This is a genomic window from Pseudomonas sp. DR 5-09 (assembly GCF_001655595.1).
GTDB classification, from domain to species: domain Bacteria; phylum Pseudomonadota; class Gammaproteobacteria; order Pseudomonadales; family Pseudomonadaceae; genus Aquipseudomonas; species Aquipseudomonas pharyngis.
On sequence record NZ_CP011566.1, the window covers coordinates 5,263,213 to 5,278,379 of the forward strand.

13 protein-coding genes and 1 pseudogene are annotated in these 15,167 nt (G+C 61.9%); 7 read left to right on the forward strand and 7 right to left on the reverse strand.

The window, feature by feature from the left end; genetic code table 11:
- Positions 1–322: 322 nt before the first annotated feature.
- From PDR5_RS23620 to hmpA, 3 genes are all read right to left on the reverse strand, one after another.
- A complete protein-coding gene (locus PDR5_RS23620; RefSeq protein ID WP_007956723.1) occupies positions 323–832 on the reverse strand; it encodes a disulfide bond formation protein B in 510 nt (169 codons plus the stop codon).
- Between the two features lie 25 nt (positions 833–857).
- Positions 858–1,418 carry an ester cyclase gene (locus tag PDR5_RS23625; RefSeq protein ID WP_064599273.1) on the reverse strand — a complete coding sequence of 187 codons (561 nt, stop codon included), beginning with the start codon at positions 1,416–1,418 and terminating at the stop codon, positions 858–860.
- Between the two features lie 217 nt (positions 1,419–1,635).
- Entirely contained in the window at positions 1,636–2,817 is a 1,182-nt protein-coding gene (gene hmpA, locus PDR5_RS23630) for an NO-inducible flavohemoprotein (protein ID WP_064599275.1), read from the reverse strand.
- Between the two features lie 163 nt (positions 2,818–2,980).
- Between hmpA and norR the strand changes: the two genes are divergently transcribed.
- From norR to PDR5_RS23655, 5 genes are all read left to right on the forward strand, one after another.
- Positions 2,981–4,537: a nitric oxide reductase transcriptional regulator NorR gene (gene norR / locus PDR5_RS23635; RefSeq protein WP_064599276.1), complete on the forward strand. Its 1,557-nt coding sequence runs from the start codon at positions 2,981–2,983 to the stop codon at positions 4,535–4,537.
- A gap of 308 nt (positions 4,538–4,845) precedes the next feature.
- The gene (locus PDR5_RS23640; protein ID WP_011335848.1) at positions 4,846–5,748 is read left to right on the forward strand and encodes a chemotaxis protein CheV; all 903 of its coding nucleotides are present in this window, start codon (positions 4,846–4,848) and stop codon (positions 5,746–5,748) included.
- A 27-nt stretch (positions 5,749–5,775) separates the two neighbouring features.
- Positions 5,776–6,234 (forward strand): GNAT family N-acetyltransferase, encoded by a 459-nt coding sequence (locus PDR5_RS23645; protein ID WP_064599278.1) that lies wholly within the window; start codon positions 5,776–5,778, stop codon positions 6,232–6,234.
- A 61-nt stretch (positions 6,235–6,295) separates the two neighbouring features.
- Positions 6,296–6,613: a hypothetical protein gene (locus PDR5_RS23650; RefSeq protein ID WP_011335850.1), complete on the forward strand. Its 318-nt coding sequence runs from the start codon at positions 6,296–6,298 to the stop codon at positions 6,611–6,613.
- Between the two features lie 87 nt (positions 6,614–6,700).
- Positions 6,701–7,450: a YkgJ family cysteine cluster protein gene (locus PDR5_RS23655; protein WP_064599280.1), complete on the forward strand. Its 750-nt coding sequence runs from the start codon at positions 6,701–6,703 to the stop codon at positions 7,448–7,450.
- Here the strand turns inward: PDR5_RS23655 and PDR5_RS23660 are convergent.
- The 4 genes and pseudogenes from PDR5_RS23660 to PDR5_RS23670 form a co-directional block, all read right to left on the reverse strand.
- Entirely contained in the window at positions 7,447–8,511 is a 1,065-nt protein-coding gene (locus tag PDR5_RS23660; protein WP_371857950.1) for a methyl-accepting chemotaxis protein, read from the reverse strand. The two genes, PDR5_RS23655 and PDR5_RS23660, sit on opposite strands and share 4 nt — an antisense overlap.
- 243 nt (positions 8,512–8,754) lie before the next feature.
- Positions 8,755–9,036, reverse strand: a pseudogene (locus tag PDR5_RS30595) (PAS domain-containing protein); the annotation flags it as partial.
- A 148-nt stretch (positions 9,037–9,184) separates the two neighbouring features.
- Positions 9,185–9,412, reverse strand: a complete 228-nt coding sequence (locus PDR5_RS23665) for a hypothetical protein (protein ID WP_064599284.1) — start codon at positions 9,410–9,412, stop codon at positions 9,185–9,187.
- Between the two features lie 135 nt (positions 9,413–9,547).
- Positions 9,548–9,907 carry a DUF6124 family protein gene (locus tag PDR5_RS23670; protein ID WP_011335854.1) on the reverse strand — a complete coding sequence of 120 codons (360 nt, stop codon included), beginning with the start codon at positions 9,905–9,907 and terminating at the stop codon, positions 9,548–9,550.
- A 1,000-nt stretch (positions 9,908–10,907) separates the two neighbouring features.
- Here PDR5_RS23670 and PDR5_RS23675 point away from each other — a divergent pair.
- Both PDR5_RS23675 and PDR5_RS23680 read left to right on the forward strand, forming a co-directional pair.
- Positions 10,908–12,068, forward strand: a complete 1,161-nt coding sequence (locus tag PDR5_RS23675) for an efflux RND transporter periplasmic adaptor subunit (RefSeq protein ID WP_064599286.1) — start codon at positions 10,908–10,910, stop codon at positions 12,066–12,068.
- On the forward strand, positions 12,065–15,166 hold the full coding sequence (locus tag PDR5_RS23680; RefSeq protein ID WP_064599288.1) for a multidrug efflux RND transporter permease subunit: 3,102 nt from the start codon (positions 12,065–12,067) through the stop codon (positions 15,164–15,166). Before PDR5_RS23675 ends, PDR5_RS23680 begins: the two co-directional genes overlap by 4 nt.
- Position 15,167 lies beyond the last annotated feature (1 nt).

Sequence of the window (15,167 nt, forward strand, 5' to 3'; positions counted from 1 at the left end):
ACGGCGCGATCCGCGCAAAGCCCGATATGCCAAGGCTTTTGGCCATCTGTCAGAGTCTGTTAAAACTGCCTGATCCGGCACTCCCGTGCAAAAACCAAAAAACGCTGAAACAGACCAATCCTTTTTTGTAACAGCACTCCAATCCGGGCCTGTGAACCGCGCTGCGACTGGGCGCGTGTGACAACATGTCGCACACCTGTCGCACCCTTCCTTGCCGTTCGTCACGGTGTTTTCACCAAGACCCTGAAATGCCAAACGCCTCGATTTGCGTCACCGCAAATCGAGGCGTTTGTATTATCGGCGCAGGCGTCGAAAAGTTGATTCAGCGCAATGCTTTTCGGTTACGCGAGGTCAGCAGCGGCACCAGAATCACCACCAGCACAAAGGCCACCAGCGCCCATTGCGCCAGCGACAGGCCGAGGATCGGCGGGTACGGCGTCGAGCAGAAACCGTCAACCTGGAAGCCCAGCGGGAAGATCTTCGCCAGCGGCAGGTCATCGACGATCGGCTGCAACACATCGATGCCGCAGCTCACCGCCGGATAGAACTGGGTGTACACGTGATGCCCGGCGACGCCGGCCCCGGCGATGGCACAAATCACCACCAGCACCTCGAACACGGTGATGCTGCGCCGGGTGCGCATGGCCGCGCCGATGAACGCGAACAACGCGATCAGCAGCAACGCATAACGCTGCAGGATGCACAGCGGGCACGGCGCCTCGCCCAGCACGATCTGCATGTACAGCGCGCCACCGATCAGCGCCAGGCAGATGATGCCCAGCAACACCAGATAGCGCCGTTCACGTCCCAATCGAATCGTTTCCTCGCTCATCGCGTTTCCCTTTCATGTCCATGGTTCAGCTGGCTGGCGGCTGCGCTTGCAGTTGCGCCATCAGGCTGATGTTGTCTTCGATATGCCAATTGGCCGCGATGCGACCGTTGTCGATCTGATAGATATCGGTTGCCCGGAAGTCTACACGCTGGCCCTGCCCATTGAGAGCCTTGAACGTGCCGGTGAAATGCCCGCGAAAGTGCAGGTGCACCACCACGCGATCCCCGGCGACGATCATTTGCTCGATCTCGCAACTCAAGTCCGGCACCGCCGTGCGAAAGAACTTCGACGCCAGCAACGGCCCGGTCGGCCCTTGCACCCGACCTTCCGGCGGGGTCTTGTCGACGAACTGCGGCGACAGGGCGGCGGTGGCCAACGCCTCTTCGCCCGTGTTCCAGAAACTGCCATAACGCCGCGCCGCCAGCTCCATCGCATCTCGCTGCGCCTTGGGCAGGCTCTGATCGACGATCAGGGTCTGGGGTTCGATCAAGGCGGATTCGGCGAAGGCGAACGGACTGGACAGCAAGGCAACCGACAGGCCCAAAGTGGCCAGGCTGAAACGACGGGAAGAGGCGAAGTGCGACATGGGGACGATCCTGATCATGTAAACGAACGAGCGCCTATCATCAGCATCGGGGAATAAACGATAAACCGGTTAAGAAACGATTAACCTTTAAACAGAATTTAAGAATCAGGGCCGTGTAACGGCCAATCGCTGGCAAGCCAGCTCCCACAAGGACCGTGTCGAACTCAAATCCTGTGGGAGCGGGCTTGCTCGCGAATGAAGGCGACTCGGTTCCGGATTACTCCAGAGCAGCAGCCGGCCCGAAGAACTCATACCGGCTCTGCTTCTCCGGCACACCCAGCGCCTTCAGGTGACGCTTGATCGCCCCCATGAAGCCTTTCGGCCCAAGGAAGTAAGCGTCCACATCACGCTCCGCCGGCAGCCACTCGCCCAGTTGCTCTTCACTCAACAACCCGACCTTGTCCGCCGCCGGGCTCACGCCGTCATCTTCGGCGTAGCAATAGAAACGCTTGAGCTGCGGATGACGCGCGGCCAGTCCGTCGATCCAGTCACGGAACGCATGCACGCTGCCGTTGCGCGCACTGTGGATAAAGTACACCGGGCGTTCGGTTTCCAGTGCCGCTTCCAGCATCGCCAGCGTCGGCGTGATACCGACGCCGCCGCTGATTAGCACCAGCGGTTTGTCGCTGGCAGTCAGGGTGAACTCACCCGATGGCGGGAACAGCTGAATGCTGGAACCGACATGCAGTTGATCATGCAGGTAATTGGAGGCACGGCCGCCCGGTTCGCGTTTGACGCTGATGCGGTACTGGCCTTTGTTGGCCAGGGCAGACAGCGAGTAGTTGCGGCGGATTTCTTCGCCGTCGAGGATCAGCTTCATGCCGATGTACTGGCCAGGTTCGGCTGCGAGGATCGGGCCTTTGTCCGCCGGTTCAAAGTAAAACGAAATGATTTCCGCACTCTCCTCGACCTTGGCCGCGACAATGAACTCCCGCGCCCCGCGCCAGCCACCGACGGCCTGTTCCTTTTGGTCATAGATGGCGGTTTCGGCGCCGATCAGGATATCGGCCAACTGCCCGTAGGCCGCGCCCCAGGCGCTCATCACTTCTGGCGTGGCGATTTCTTCGCCGAGCACTTCGGAGATGGCGCGCAGCAGGCAGCTGCCGACGATCGGGTAGTGCTCCGGCAGAATCTGCAACGCCACGTGCTTGTTGATGATCTTGGTCACCAGATCGCCCAACTGGTCGAGTTGATCGATGTGACGGGCGTACATCAGCACGCCGTTGGCCAGGGCGCGGGGCTGATCGCCGCTGGCCTGGTGAGCCTGGTTGAACAGCGGGCGGACTTCCGGGTACTCGGAGAGCATCATCCGGTAGAAGTGGGTGATCAGCGCTTCACCGCCGCTTTCCAGCAGAGGCACGGTGGACTTGATGATGGCTCGATCCTGGACGCTAAGCATAAGGGTGACTCCTGAGCTTTCTCTAAAAGTGCCCTACCCATTCCAGTATTCATGCCAACTATTTTTTCCATACAAATCAATAGCTTGAAAATTATGTAGTCAGATCGACACAGGCCGCTCTATAGTCGCTTCGACTACAACGTGTCTCTTTGACTACAAGCCTATGTCCGCCAAATCATTGCTCACCGCCCTGCTCCCACTGGTTTCCGACCTGTCCCGCGAACTGCCCGAGGGTGAGCGCTACCGGCGCCTGCTCGAAGCCATGCGCGCCCTGCTGCCCTGCGATGCCGCCGCACTGCTGCGCCTCGACGGTGAATGGCTGGTGCCGCTGGCCGTGGACGGTTTGAGCACCGATACCCTCGGCCGGCGCTTCAAGGTCAGCGAACACCCGCGCTTTGAAGTGCTGTTGGCCGGCGAAGGGCCGACCCGTTTCGCCGCCGACAGCGATCTGCCCGATCCGTATGACGGACTGGTCGACGGCCTCGACGATCACCTCGAAGTTCACGATTGCCTCGGTTGCCCGTTGTTCGTCGATGAAAAACTCTGGGGCCTGATCACCCTCGACGCCCTCGATCCGGAGCGTTTCGAACCGATCGAACTTGATGCTCTGCAAGCCTTCGCCAGCCTCGCCTCGGCCACTGTGAATGCCGCCGAACGCATCGAACGTCTGGCGATCCGCGCCGAAGACGAACACCAGCGCGCCGAGGTCTATCGCCAGGCCAGCGGCCAGCAGAACCGCGAAATGATCGGCCAGAGCAAGGCGCATAAACGGCTGGTGGAAGAAATCAATCTGGTCGGCGGCAGCGACCTGACCGTGTTGATCACTGGCGAAACCGGAGTCGGCAAGGAACTGGTGGCCCAGGCGATCCACGCTGCCTCCAAGCGCGCCGACAAGCCGATCATCAGCCTCAACTGCGCGGCCCTGCCGGACACGCTGGTGGAAAGCGAACTGTTCGGCCACGTGCGCGGCGCCTTCACTGGCGCCACCAGCGACCGGCGCGGCAAGTTCGAACTGGCCAATGGCGGCACGCTGTTTCTCGATGAAGTCGGCGAGTTGTCGCTGACCGTCCAGGCCAAGCTGTTGCGGGTGTTGCAGAGCGGCCAGTTGCAGCGCCTGGGTTCGGACAAGGAACATCAGGTCGACGTGCGCCTGATCGCCGCGACCAACCGCGACCTGGCCGAAGAAGTGCGCAGCGGCCGCTACCGCGCCGACTTCTACCATCGCCTCAGCGTCTACCCGTTGCGGGTGCCGGCGCTGCGTGACCGGGGGCGCGATGTGTTGCTGCTCAGCGGTTATTTCCTGGAACAGAACCGCTCGCGCATGGGCCTCAACAGCCTGCGTCTGAACAGCGACGCCCAGGAGGCGCTGCTGGCCTACAGCTGGCCGGGTAACGTGCGGGAACTGGAACACCTGATCGGACGCAGCGCACTGAAAGCGCTGGGCAACTGCAAGGTGCGGCCGAAGATTCTCAGCCTCAGTGCGCTGGATCTCGATCTGCCGCGCGAGGTTGTGGATAACTCACCGGCGCCGTCCGAAGCAGCCACCACCCTGCCATTGATCAGCGGGGATCTGCGCACCGCCACCGAGCAGTATCAGCGGCAGTTGATCAGTGCAGCGCTTGAGCGCAATCGGGACAACTGGGCCAGTGCGGCGCGGGAGCTGGGGCTGGACCGGGCGAATCTGGGGCGGATGGCGAAGCGGTTGGGGATGAAAGGCTAAAAGCACACCCTCACCCTAGCCCTCTCCCTGAGGGAGAGGGGAATGATTGGGGGATATTGCAGAAATCCGCCGACGTGAACGATCTTTACTGAATCCAGATCGACTCGGTCATTCAGGTCGATGTACAACGCCAGACACCTCGGTCGGCCCCCTCTCCCTCCGGGAGAGGGCTGGGGTGAGGGGCTCTGGATCTCAAAGCCACCCGACAACTAACCTAAAGCCCAACCTTTTGACGCCGATAACCCGGCATCAATAGTTTCTGGCGACTTCCACCCTCGCCCACCCACCTTTCTCCACAGAAGGTTTTTATGTCTTCCAACAAAGCCCGCGCAGATTCACTTTCGCTTCTGCTGTTTACCTTGCGCAGCGGCAAGCTGATGGCGATCAACCTGCTGAAGGTCAGTGAAATCATCCCCTGTCCGCCGCTGACCAAGCTGCCGGAGTCGCACCCGCACGTCAAAGGCATCGCCACCCTGCGCGGTGCTTCGCTGTCGGTGATCGATCTGAGCCGGGCCATCGGCGAGCGGCCGCTGGAAGACCCGAACGGCGGCTGCCTGATCGTCACCGACGTCAGCCGTTCGAAACAGGGCTTGCATGTGCAGGCGGTGAGCAAGATCGTGCATTGCCTGACCACCGACATCAAACCGCCGCCGTTCGGTTCCGGCGGTTCGCGCGCCTACATCACCGGCGTGACCTCGGTGGACGGCACGCTGGTGCAGGTGCTGGACATTGAAAAAGTCATCCACGGCATCGCCCCGGCGCAGATCGAAATGGCCCCGACCGAGCTGAGCATGGAAGACGCCGAAGTGCTGGGCAACGCGCGGATCCTGGTGGTCGACGACAGTCAGGTGGCGTTGCAGCAATCGGTGCACACCCTGCGCAACCTCGGCCTGCAATGCCACACTGCGCGCAGCGCCAAGGAAGCCATCGACTGCCTGCTGGACCTGCAAGGTACGGCGCAGCAGATCAACCTGATCGTATCCGACATCGAAATGTCCGAGATGGACGGTTACGCCTTCACCCGTACCCTGCGCGAAACCCCGGACTTCGCCCACCTCTACGTGCTGCTGCACACCTCGCTGGACAGCGCGATGAACAGCGAAAAGGCCCGCCTCGCCGGAGCCAACGGCGTGCTGACCAAGTTCTCCTCGCCCGAGCTGACCCACTGCCTGATCGAAGCGGCCAAACACGTCGCAGCTCAGGGTCATTGAGTCTTGAGCAAGACGTTCTGTTTTCTGATGCGGCGCGACCTGAGCCAGGACGTACCGACCATCGAATGGCCGAACGGCATCGAACTCACGACCTACAGCGCCGAACGCGCATCCGCCGTGCATGAACTGATGCAGATCGGCTACCGCGAAGGCGGTGGTCGGGTGCCGGCGCTGGGCGTCTGGCAACAGCAGTTCGAAAACGATCCGGAATACGATCCGGCACTGTGTTTCATCGCCAGCGATGCCGAAGGCGTCATTGGCCTGGCGCAGTGCTGGACCAGTTCCTACATCAAAAATCTGGTAGTGCATCCTCGGGGGCAAGGTCGGGGATTGGGTCGGGCGTTGCTGCTTCATGCGTTCAAGGCGTTTCGGGATCGACGCGAAGGGTTTGTCGATCTGAAGGTGCTGGAGAGCAATCAGCGAGCGCAGCGCTTGTACGAAATGTCTGGAATGTATGTGGTTCGCCGGGAATTGGTGCCGGACTGACAAACTAAAATCCTGCGGCATACTCCAACCTTGGCGATCAACTTCCAAGGATGCCCGAACCATGAAACGCCTCGCCCTCTCCGTACTTTGCCTCATCGCCCCGTTGGCCCACGCCTCCAGCCCCGACGCCTGGGCGGCCTACGACAAAGCCGTGCTCACCAGCTGCACCAAGGCCAGCGGCCTGAAAAACGCCAAACCGGTCGGCAACGCCGCGCAATTCGATGACCGCGTCGGCTACACCGCGCTGTTGCTGCAAGGCCAGTACCCGCAAAAACACATGAAGGGCCAGCAAGGCACCGAGCTGTGTCTCTACAACAAAAAGTCGAAAACCGCGTTCGTCACCGAATGGGACTCGATCCGCCCCACCGCCAAACCCTGAGCGAATGGCGCACAACTTGCTTCACTTCGGGCCTGTACGGCGGCTTTATGTCGCCGATTCACACCCTGATTGAAGATTGCCCGCTCAATGAATACGACCTTTTCCTGCGTAGGTTGCGGCAAATGCTGCACCGATCACCATGTGCCCCTGACCTTGGCCGAGGCCCGTATGTGGGCGGCTGACGGCGGTCAAGTGATCGTGCTGGTGGAGGCGTTTCTCGCCAACGGCCTGGGCCTGCCGGAACAGCAGCGCGAGCATGCACAACGCCGTTCGGCGGTGGTGCGCAGCGGAATGTCCGACGCCCATGTGGCGATCACTTTCGCCGCCTACAACGTCGGCCCCTGCCGGAATCTTGACGAAGACAAGCTGTGCCGCATCTACGAGAGTCGGCCGCTGGTGTGTCGCATCTATCCCGCCGAAATCAATCCGCACATCCCGCTGAACCCTGCGGCCAAGGACTGCCCGCCGGAATCCTGGGAGCAAGGGCCGCAACTGATCGTCGGTGGTGAACTGGTCGATCAGGAACTGGTGACGCTGATCCAGCGCTCGCGTCAGGCCGATCGCGACGACATCCGGATCAAGGATGCGATCTGCGGTTTGCTCGGCATCCGCACCACGGCGCTTAAGGGCGATGGGTTCACCGCGTACCTGCCGGACATGGGCGCGTTTGCCTCGGTGATCGATCAGGTCGCGGCGCAGCCATTGAGCGAAGTTTCCAGCGAATGGCTGTTCCATGTCTCCGGCGACGACATCGCCGGGCAAGTGCGGGCGGCCGGGGCACAGGTGGTGTCCGAGCCGCCGCAGACCTACGCGTTCATTTCGTTGCGAGCGGCCTAAGCGCCCTGCCGCCGCCCCCAGAACTCCCGCGCCAGCGAACGCAAATCCCCCGCCAGCCCCGCCACATCCTGTGAGTTGAGCTGGCTCTGCCGCCCTTCATCCACCGTCAGTTCACAGGCCGTGCGAATACTGACGATGTTGCGGTTGATGTCCTCGCTCACCGCGCTCTGCTCTTCGACCGCCGCCGCAATCTGCAGACTCATCTCGGTGATCTGCTCGACCCGCCCGCTGATCCCGTCCAAGGCCCGGGCCGCACGCTGGGCCTGTTCGACGCTGTTATCCACATGCTCGCTGCTCTGCTGCATCACCAGCACCGCATCCCGCGCGCCGTTTTGCAGGGTGCTGATCATCCGTTGAATCTCGTTGGTCGACTGCTGAGTACGCTGAGCCAGACCACGCACCTCATCGGCCACCACCGCAAACCCGCGCCCGGCATCCCCGGCCCGCGCCGCTTCGATCGCCGCGTTGAGCGCCAGCAGATTGGTTTGCTCGGCGATGCTGCGAATCACCTCCAGCACCCCGGAAATCTCGCTGCTGTGGCCTTCGAGCTGATGAATCACCTCGGTCGCCCGGCCCAACTCCTCTGCCAGCCGCAACACCGCACTGCGACTCTCGCCCACCAGCAGATGACCTTCACGGGTTTCCGTACCCGCCATGTCCGCCGCCACCGACGCCTGCTGCGCATGGCTGGCGACCTCGGCCACACTGGCCGCCATCTGATGAATCGCCGCCGCCACCTGATCGGTTTCCGCCTGCTGCGCCAACGTGCTGGTGTGACTGCTGTGCAGATGATCCACCAATTGCGCCGCATGCCCGGCCAGCCGCTGCGATGCATCACCGATCCGCCCCACCACCGCGCCGACCTGCGCTTCCAGCATCTGCAAGGCAAACTCGATCTGCCCGAACTGATCCCGCCGCCCGGTATAAATGCCCTGGCTCAACGGGTTATCGGCAATCAGCCGGGCACGCTCGGTCAAATGCTCCAGCGGCCGCAATAACCAACCCACGCCCAGCGCACACGCGCCACTGCCGGCCACCAGCGCAGCGGCTTCGATGCCCATGGACTCCGGCCGCAGCCAGGCTTCCATCCCCAGCACCAGCGCCAGCACCGAACTGGTCAACGCCATGATCTTCGCCCGCAAACTCAGGCTCGGCAGCCGCGGCCACCGCGCCACCCGCCCCTCGCGCAACTGCGCATACGCCCGCTCCGCTGCCGCAATCTGCCGCGCATCCGGCCGCGTGCGCACCGACTGATACTCCACCGCCGCACCGTTCTGCGTGACCGGCGTGACATAGGCACTGACCCAGTAGTGATCACCGTTCTTGCAACGATTCTTGACCAGCCCCATCCACGACCGCCCACCCTTGAGCGTCTGCCACATATGGGCAAACGCCTGCGCGGGCATGTCCGGATGACGCAGCAAATTGTGTGGCGCACCCAGCAGCTCGTCGCGGCTGTAACCGCTGATCCTGATGAAGTCGTCGTTGGCGTAGGTGATCGCGCTGGTCAGATCGGTGGTCGAGAGAATGTTCGCATCCGGCGCAACATCGACGTTGCGCCCGGTCACCGGGAGATTGATCTTCATGGAAAGCGCGCTCGTTTTATTGGAAAGAGTCGGCAGGGCTGCTGACTCTAAGCGCACTAACTGGTTAAACGTTGATCTGGCTCAGGAACTGAGCAATTAGCCATCACTGTGACCGAAAAATCACAGCGACGGCCGAGGCGGGATTGAATCAGCGCTTGCCCATCGAACGGCGAGTACCCGACGGCGCCACACCCGGAATCTTGGCGTGACGATCACCGTCCTTGCCCTTGAACTGCGGCTGCTTGGCCACTTTGGCCGCCGCCAGCTCACCTGGCTTGAACGGAAACTTGAACGCAGGAATGGTCGGCTTGGATTCGCCGGCCTCGGCCAGCTCTGCCGGGACATCGCTCACAGCGTTGTCGATTGGGGAAGTCATGAAAGCTCCGCGAAGCAAAAAAGTCCGGCCCGGTGGACGAGCCGCGAAAGCGCGCAGTATACCTGCGCGCGTGGACTTTAAAGAGCCCCCAAAAGGGTACGACTGGTCCCTTTTGGGGACTCTTCGACTAGCGGATCACGTTTGCGGATCAACCCGATCCAGCGCCCTGTTCACCGCCAGCTCCGCCAGCATGATGATCTGCTGGATTCCCAGCGCCGTACTGCGCTGCGGGCCCGAAAGCTCATTGGCGAAATTGCTGGCGATGGTACTGGCCGACGCCAGGGATTCGCAGGCATTGGCCAGCAGGCTTTCGGTGTCGACGTTAGGAGTGACCATGTACATCGTGCTCGGGCGCGGCTTGGTGGGGTTGGGGCAGAGGTAGTAGTCGAGGGCGCGTTTGATGGCTTCGCGGTTACGGGCGAGGTCTTCGGCACGCATGGCCTCTTCGAGTGGGGTGGGGGATTCGAGGGGTGGGTCGGGTATCAGTTTGTCCATGAAAAGCTCCTACTTGGCTATGGAGCCATCCCTTGTCGTTTCCACACGACAAAAGGTGGCAGCTGTACGCAGGGTGGAAAACCGATAAGTAGGCAACCGGCCAGACCGAAGTCTGCCTGCGCACAGCCGCCGCGACGCAGTTTGCAGACGAAAGAAGACATCGGCAACGATTACGGGGAGATGCTTTGCAACTACTTGAAATCAGGTTTCCACGCCTGTTCGCTGAATTGGCAGCGACAGCCAAAGACTAGAGAGCGTGCTTCCGACGGACAACCTGAAAACCTTGTGGGAAGGATCCGGTGTAGTTGTTGAGATTTAAACAACCTCAAAAGCCCCCTCACCCTAGCCCTCTCCCGGAGGGAGAGGGAATTGACCGAGGTGTTTGGGGGAGGTACGCCGACGTGAAAGACCGAGGTGAATTCAGCTTTTGAAAAGCTCCTGTGTTGTCCTCCACTCCCTCGAGAAGGGGCCGAGGTGAGCAAACCCAACAAAAACCAAAAGCCGACCGCACGCCCTTCACCACTCAACACGATGAGCGTTAGCTCGAGTACCGCTTTTGACGTGCCGGCCCCATCGGAAGGCTGAGTGGAGGGATTTATCCGGGGGTGGGAGCGCAGCGACCGTGCGGCGCAGCCGCATGCATCGAGAGGAGGTGCAGCGAAGCAAACCGTAGGCGATGCCCCCGGATGAATCCCAGAACGAAGGAACGCCGAGCCACAGCGAGGCGCCGAACGCAGGGGCCAAGCCCTTTGGTTACTTTGGGCTGGGCCGGCATTCCGGCGTTTGCCAAAGTGACCCGCTGTAAGAGCGGAACCGCCAGCCGCAACACCCGAAGAAACGGATATTCACCCAAACCCAAAACAGCATGGCCGGCCCAAAGGCCGCCAAGTCAAAGCCCGAAACTGACAGCGCCGTCAGTTAGCCGTCACCCTCCTGACCCCCAAACAAGTTTATAAAGAACCAACCTGCCCAAACCACGTCCCCCTGGCGCCCCACAAGCATGCAAATCCAGAAGAAAAAAGCCCTGCTCGCCACCCTGCTGATCGCCCTCGCAGCCGCAGGTCTGTGGTACGCATACAAACCCGCCCCGGCCAAACTGGCAGCCCCCACCGCCATCCCGGTCAGGGTCGTCGCCGTCAGCGAAAAAGACGTCCCCCGCTACACCAGCGGCATCGGCTCGGTCCTCTCGCTGCACAGCGTCGTGGTACGTCCACAAATCGACGGCATCCTCACCAAGCTGTTGGTCAAGGAAGGTCAACTGGTGAAACAGGGCGACCTCCTCGCCACCATCGACGACCGCTCGATCCGCGCCAGCCTCGACCAGGCCCGGGCGCAACTGGGCGAAAGCCAGGCGCAACTGCAAGTCGCTTTGGTCAACCTCAAACGCTACAAACTGCTCAGCGTCGACGACGGCGTCTCCAAGCAGACCTACGACCAGCAACAGGCACTGGTCAACCAGCTAAAGGCCACCGCCCAAGGCAACCAGGCCTCGATTGACGCGGCACAGGTACAACTTTCCTACACCCAGATTCGCTCCCCGGTCACCGGCCGCGTCGGGATTCGCACGGTCGACGAAGGCAACTTCCTGCGCATGACCGACACCCAGGGTCTGTTCACCGTGACCCAGATCGACCCGATCGCCGTTGAGTTCTCCCTGCCCCAGCAAATGCTGCCGACCCTGCAAGGCCTGATCAGCGATCCGCAGCGCGCGCAGGTCAAGGCTTACATCGGCGCCGACACCGACGGCGAAACCGGCAACCTGCTCGGCGAAGGTCACCTGACCCTGATCGACAACCAGATCAACGCCAACACCGGCACCATCCGCGCCAAGGCCGAGTTCGACAACCCCAACCAGAAACTCTGGCCGGGCCTGCTGGTGACGGTAAAGATTCAGACAGCGCTGGATAAAGATGCACTGGTGGTCCCGCCCACCGTCGTACAACGCGGCCTCGATCAGCACTTCGTGTACCGGGTCAACGGTGACAAGGTTGAAGCGGTACAGGTGCAAATGGTTTACCAGGGCAGCGGCCAGGACATCATCAAGGGCGTGAAGCCCGGCGACGTGCTGGTCAGTGATGGCCAGTCGCGGCTCAAGCCCGGCTCGACCGTGCAGGTCATGAGCGAACCGCCGCAGGTGGTGCAAGCGGAGCCCAAGCCATGAAGCAGCACAAAGGCGTTTCGACCTGGTGCATCGATCACCCGGTGGCGACGATTCTGCTGACCATCGCGCTGGTACTGGTCGGGTTGATTGCCTTCCCGCGCCTGCCGATTGCCCCGCTGCCGGAAGCGGAATTTCCGACGATCCAGGTCTCCGCCCAACTGCCCGGCGCCAGCCCCGACACCATGGCTTCGTCCGTGGCCACGCCGCTGGAGGTGCAATTCAGCGCCATCCCCGGCATGACCCAGATGACCTCCAGCAGTGCGCTGGGCTCCACGTTGCTGACCCTGCAATTCACCCTCGACAAGAGCATCGACACCGCCGCCCAGGAAGTGCAGGCCGCGATCAACACCGCCGCCGGCAAACTGCCGAAAGACATGCCGACCCTGCCGACCTGGAAGAAGGTCAACCCGGCCGACAGCCCGGTGCTGATCCTCAGCGTCAGCTCCACGCAAATGCCCGGCACTGAACTCAGCGACCTGGTGGAAACCCTGCTTGCGCGTCAGATCAGTCAGATCGACGGTGTAGGCCAGATCAACATCACCGGTCAGCAACGTCCGGCAATCCGCGTACAGGCCTCGGCCGACAAACTGGCGGCCATCGGCCTGACCCTCGCCGACATTCGTGTGGCGATCCAGCAGACCAGCCTCAACCTCGCCAAGGGCGCCTTGTACGGCGACTCGAGCATTTCCACGTTGTCGACCAACGACCAGTTGTTCCACCCCGAGGAATACAGCCAGCTCATCGTTTCCTACAAGGACGGCGCCCCGGTTCACCTCAAGGATGTCGCCAAAGTCGTCAACGGTTCGGAAGATGCCTACGTGCAGGCCTGGGCCGGCGATCGACCGGGGGTCAATCTGGTGATCTCGCGCCAGCCCGGCGCCAACATCGTCGAAACCGTCGACCGGATTCAAGCCGCCCTGCCCGGCCTCGAAGCCATGCTGCCGGCCTCGGTGCAGGTCAAAACCCTGATCGACCGCACCCAGACCATCCGCGCCTCGCTGCATGAGGTGGAAATCACCCTGCTGATCGCGATCCTGCTGGTGGTGGCGGTCATGGCGCTGTTCCTGCGCCAGTTGTCGGCGACGATGATTGTCTCGGCGGTGCTCGGCGTGTCGCTGACGGCCAGTTTCGCCTTGATGTATTTGCTCGGTTTCAGCCTGAACAACCTGACCCTCGTGGCCATCGTGGTGGCGGTGGGCTTCGTGGTCGACGATGCCATCGTGGTGGTGGAAAACATCCACCGTCATCTGGAGGCCGGCGACAGCATGCGCGACGCCGCGATCAAGGGCGCCGGCGAGATCGGTTTCACCGTGGTCTCGATCAGTTTCTCGCTGGTGGCGGCGTTCATTCCGCTGCTGTTCATGGGCGGCGTGGTCGGGCGCTTGTTCAAGGAATTCGCCCTGACGGCCACCTCGACCATCATGATTTCCGTGGTGGTATCCCTGACGTTGGCGCCGACGCTGGCGGCACTGTTCATGCGCAAACCGGTGCATCACGCCCATGACAAACCGGGCTTCAGCGAACGCCTGCTCGGCTGGTACGAAAAAGGCCTGCGCCGCGCCCTCGCTCACCAGAAATTGATGATCGGCGTGTTCGGCATTTCCGTCGCACTGGCGATTGGCGGCTACGTGTTTATCCCCAAGGGTTTCTTCCCGGTGCAGGACACCGGTTTCGTCCTCGGCACCACCGAAGCCGCCGCCGATATTTCCTACAGCGACATGGTGAAAAAACACCTGGCGATGGCCGAAATCGTCGCCGCCGACCCGGCCGTGCAGGCGTTCTCCCACTCGGTGGGCGTGTCCGGCAGCAACCAGACCATCGCCAACGGCCGCTTCTGGATCGCCCTGAAAAAACGCGGTGACCGCGATGTTTCGGCCAGCCAGTTCATCGATCGCATTCGTCCGCAACTGATGAAAGTCCCCGGCATCGTGCTTTACCTGCGCGCCGGCCAGGACATCAACCTCAGCTCCGGCCCGAGCCGTGCGCAGTATCAATACGTGCTCAAGAGCAACGACGGGCCGACCCTCGCCACCTGGACCCAGAAACTCACCGAGAAACTGCGCAGCATTCCGGCGTTCCGTGACATTTCCAACGACTTGCAATTGGGCGGCAGCATCACCCACATCAGCATCGACCGCAGCGCCGCCGCGCGCTTTGGCCTGACGGCGAGTGATGTCGACGAGGCGCTGTACGACGCCTTCGGTCAGCGGCAGATCAACGAGTTCCAGACCCAGGTCAACCAGTACAACGTGATCCTGGAACTGGACACCAGACAGCGCGGCAAGGCCGAAAGCCTCAACTATTTCTACCTGCGCTCACCGCTGAGCGGAGAGATGGTGCCGCTGTCGGCGCTGGCCCGATTCGACGCGCCGACCATCGGCCCACTGTCGATTGCCCACGACGGCATGTTCCCGGCCGCCAACCTGTCCTTCAACCTGGCGCCCGGCGTGGCATTGGGCGACGCGGTGATTTTGCTCAATCAGGCCAAGGCCGAGATCGGCATGCCGACCGCGATCAGCGGCAACTTCCAGGGTGCGGCCCAGGCGTTCCAGAGTTCGCTGAAAAGTCAGCCGTGGCTGATTCTCGCGGCGCTGGTGGCGGTGTACATCATCCTTGGCGTGCTCTACGAGAGCTTCGTCCATCCGCTGACGATCATTTCGACCTTGCCGGCGGCGGGGCTGGGTGCGGTGATCATGCTGTGGATCTGCGGGCAGGACTTTTCGATCATGGCGTTGATCGGGTTGGTGCTGCTGATCGGTATCGTGAAGAAGAACGGCATCCTGATGATCGACTTCGCCCTGGAAGCGCAGCGTCATCGCGGCTTGTCGCCGCAGGATGCGATTTTCGAGGCATGTATCACGCGGTTCCGGCCAATCATCATGACCACCCTCGCCGCCCTGCTCGGCGCCCTGCCACTGATGCTCGGCTACGGCACCGGCGCGGAACTGCGCCAGCCGCTGGGGATTGCTGTGGTGGGCGGCCTGCTGGTCAGCCAGATGCTGACGCTGTTCACCACGCCGGTCATATACTTGTGGCTCGAGCGGCTGTTCCACAAGCCCAAACCTGCGCCCGTCGCGGCGCTGGCAACGACAGACTGAG

What these genes read in the sequence shown, in the direction of transcription:
- PDR5_RS23620 (WP_007956723.1), bottom strand. Translation starts at nt 832, where the DNA reads ATGAGCGAGGAAACGATTCGATTGGGACGTGAACGGCGCTATCTGGTG.
- PDR5_RS23625 (WP_064599273.1), bottom strand. Translation starts at nt 1,418, where the DNA reads ATGTCGCACTTCGCCTCTTCCCGTCGTTTCAGCCTGGCCACTTTGGGC.
- hmpA (WP_064599275.1), bottom strand. Translation starts at nt 2,817, where the DNA reads ATGCTTAGCGTCCAGGATCGAGCCATCATCAAGTCCACCGTGCCTCTG.
- norR (WP_064599276.1), top strand. Translation starts at nt 2,981, where the DNA reads ATGTCCGCCAAATCATTGCTCACCGCCCTGCTCCCACTGGTTTCCGAC.
- PDR5_RS23640 (WP_011335848.1), top strand. Translation starts at nt 4,846, where the DNA reads ATGTCTTCCAACAAAGCCCGCGCAGATTCACTTTCGCTTCTGCTGTTT.
- PDR5_RS23645 (WP_064599278.1), top strand. Translation starts at nt 5,776, where the DNA reads ATGCGGCGCGACCTGAGCCAGGACGTACCGACCATCGAATGGCCGAAC.
- PDR5_RS23650 (WP_011335850.1), top strand. Translation starts at nt 6,296, where the DNA reads ATGAAACGCCTCGCCCTCTCCGTACTTTGCCTCATCGCCCCGTTGGCC.
- PDR5_RS23655 (WP_064599280.1), top strand. Translation starts at nt 6,701, where the DNA reads ATGAATACGACCTTTTCCTGCGTAGGTTGCGGCAAATGCTGCACCGAT.
- PDR5_RS23660 (WP_371857950.1), bottom strand. Translation starts at nt 8,511, where the DNA reads ATGGGCATCGAAGCCGCTGCGCTGGTGGCCGGCAGTGGCGCGTGTGCG.
- PDR5_RS23665 (WP_064599284.1), bottom strand. Translation starts at nt 9,412, where the DNA reads ATGACTTCCCCAATCGACAACGCTGTGAGCGATGTCCCGGCAGAGCTG.
- PDR5_RS23670 (WP_011335854.1), bottom strand. Translation starts at nt 9,907, where the DNA reads ATGGACAAACTGATACCCGACCCACCCCTCGAATCCCCCACCCCACTC.
- PDR5_RS23675 (WP_064599286.1), top strand. Translation starts at nt 10,908, where the DNA reads ATGCAAATCCAGAAGAAAAAAGCCCTGCTCGCCACCCTGCTGATCGCC.
- PDR5_RS23680 (WP_064599288.1), top strand. Translation starts at nt 12,065, where the DNA reads ATGAAGCAGCACAAAGGCGTTTCGACCTGGTGCATCGATCACCCGGTG.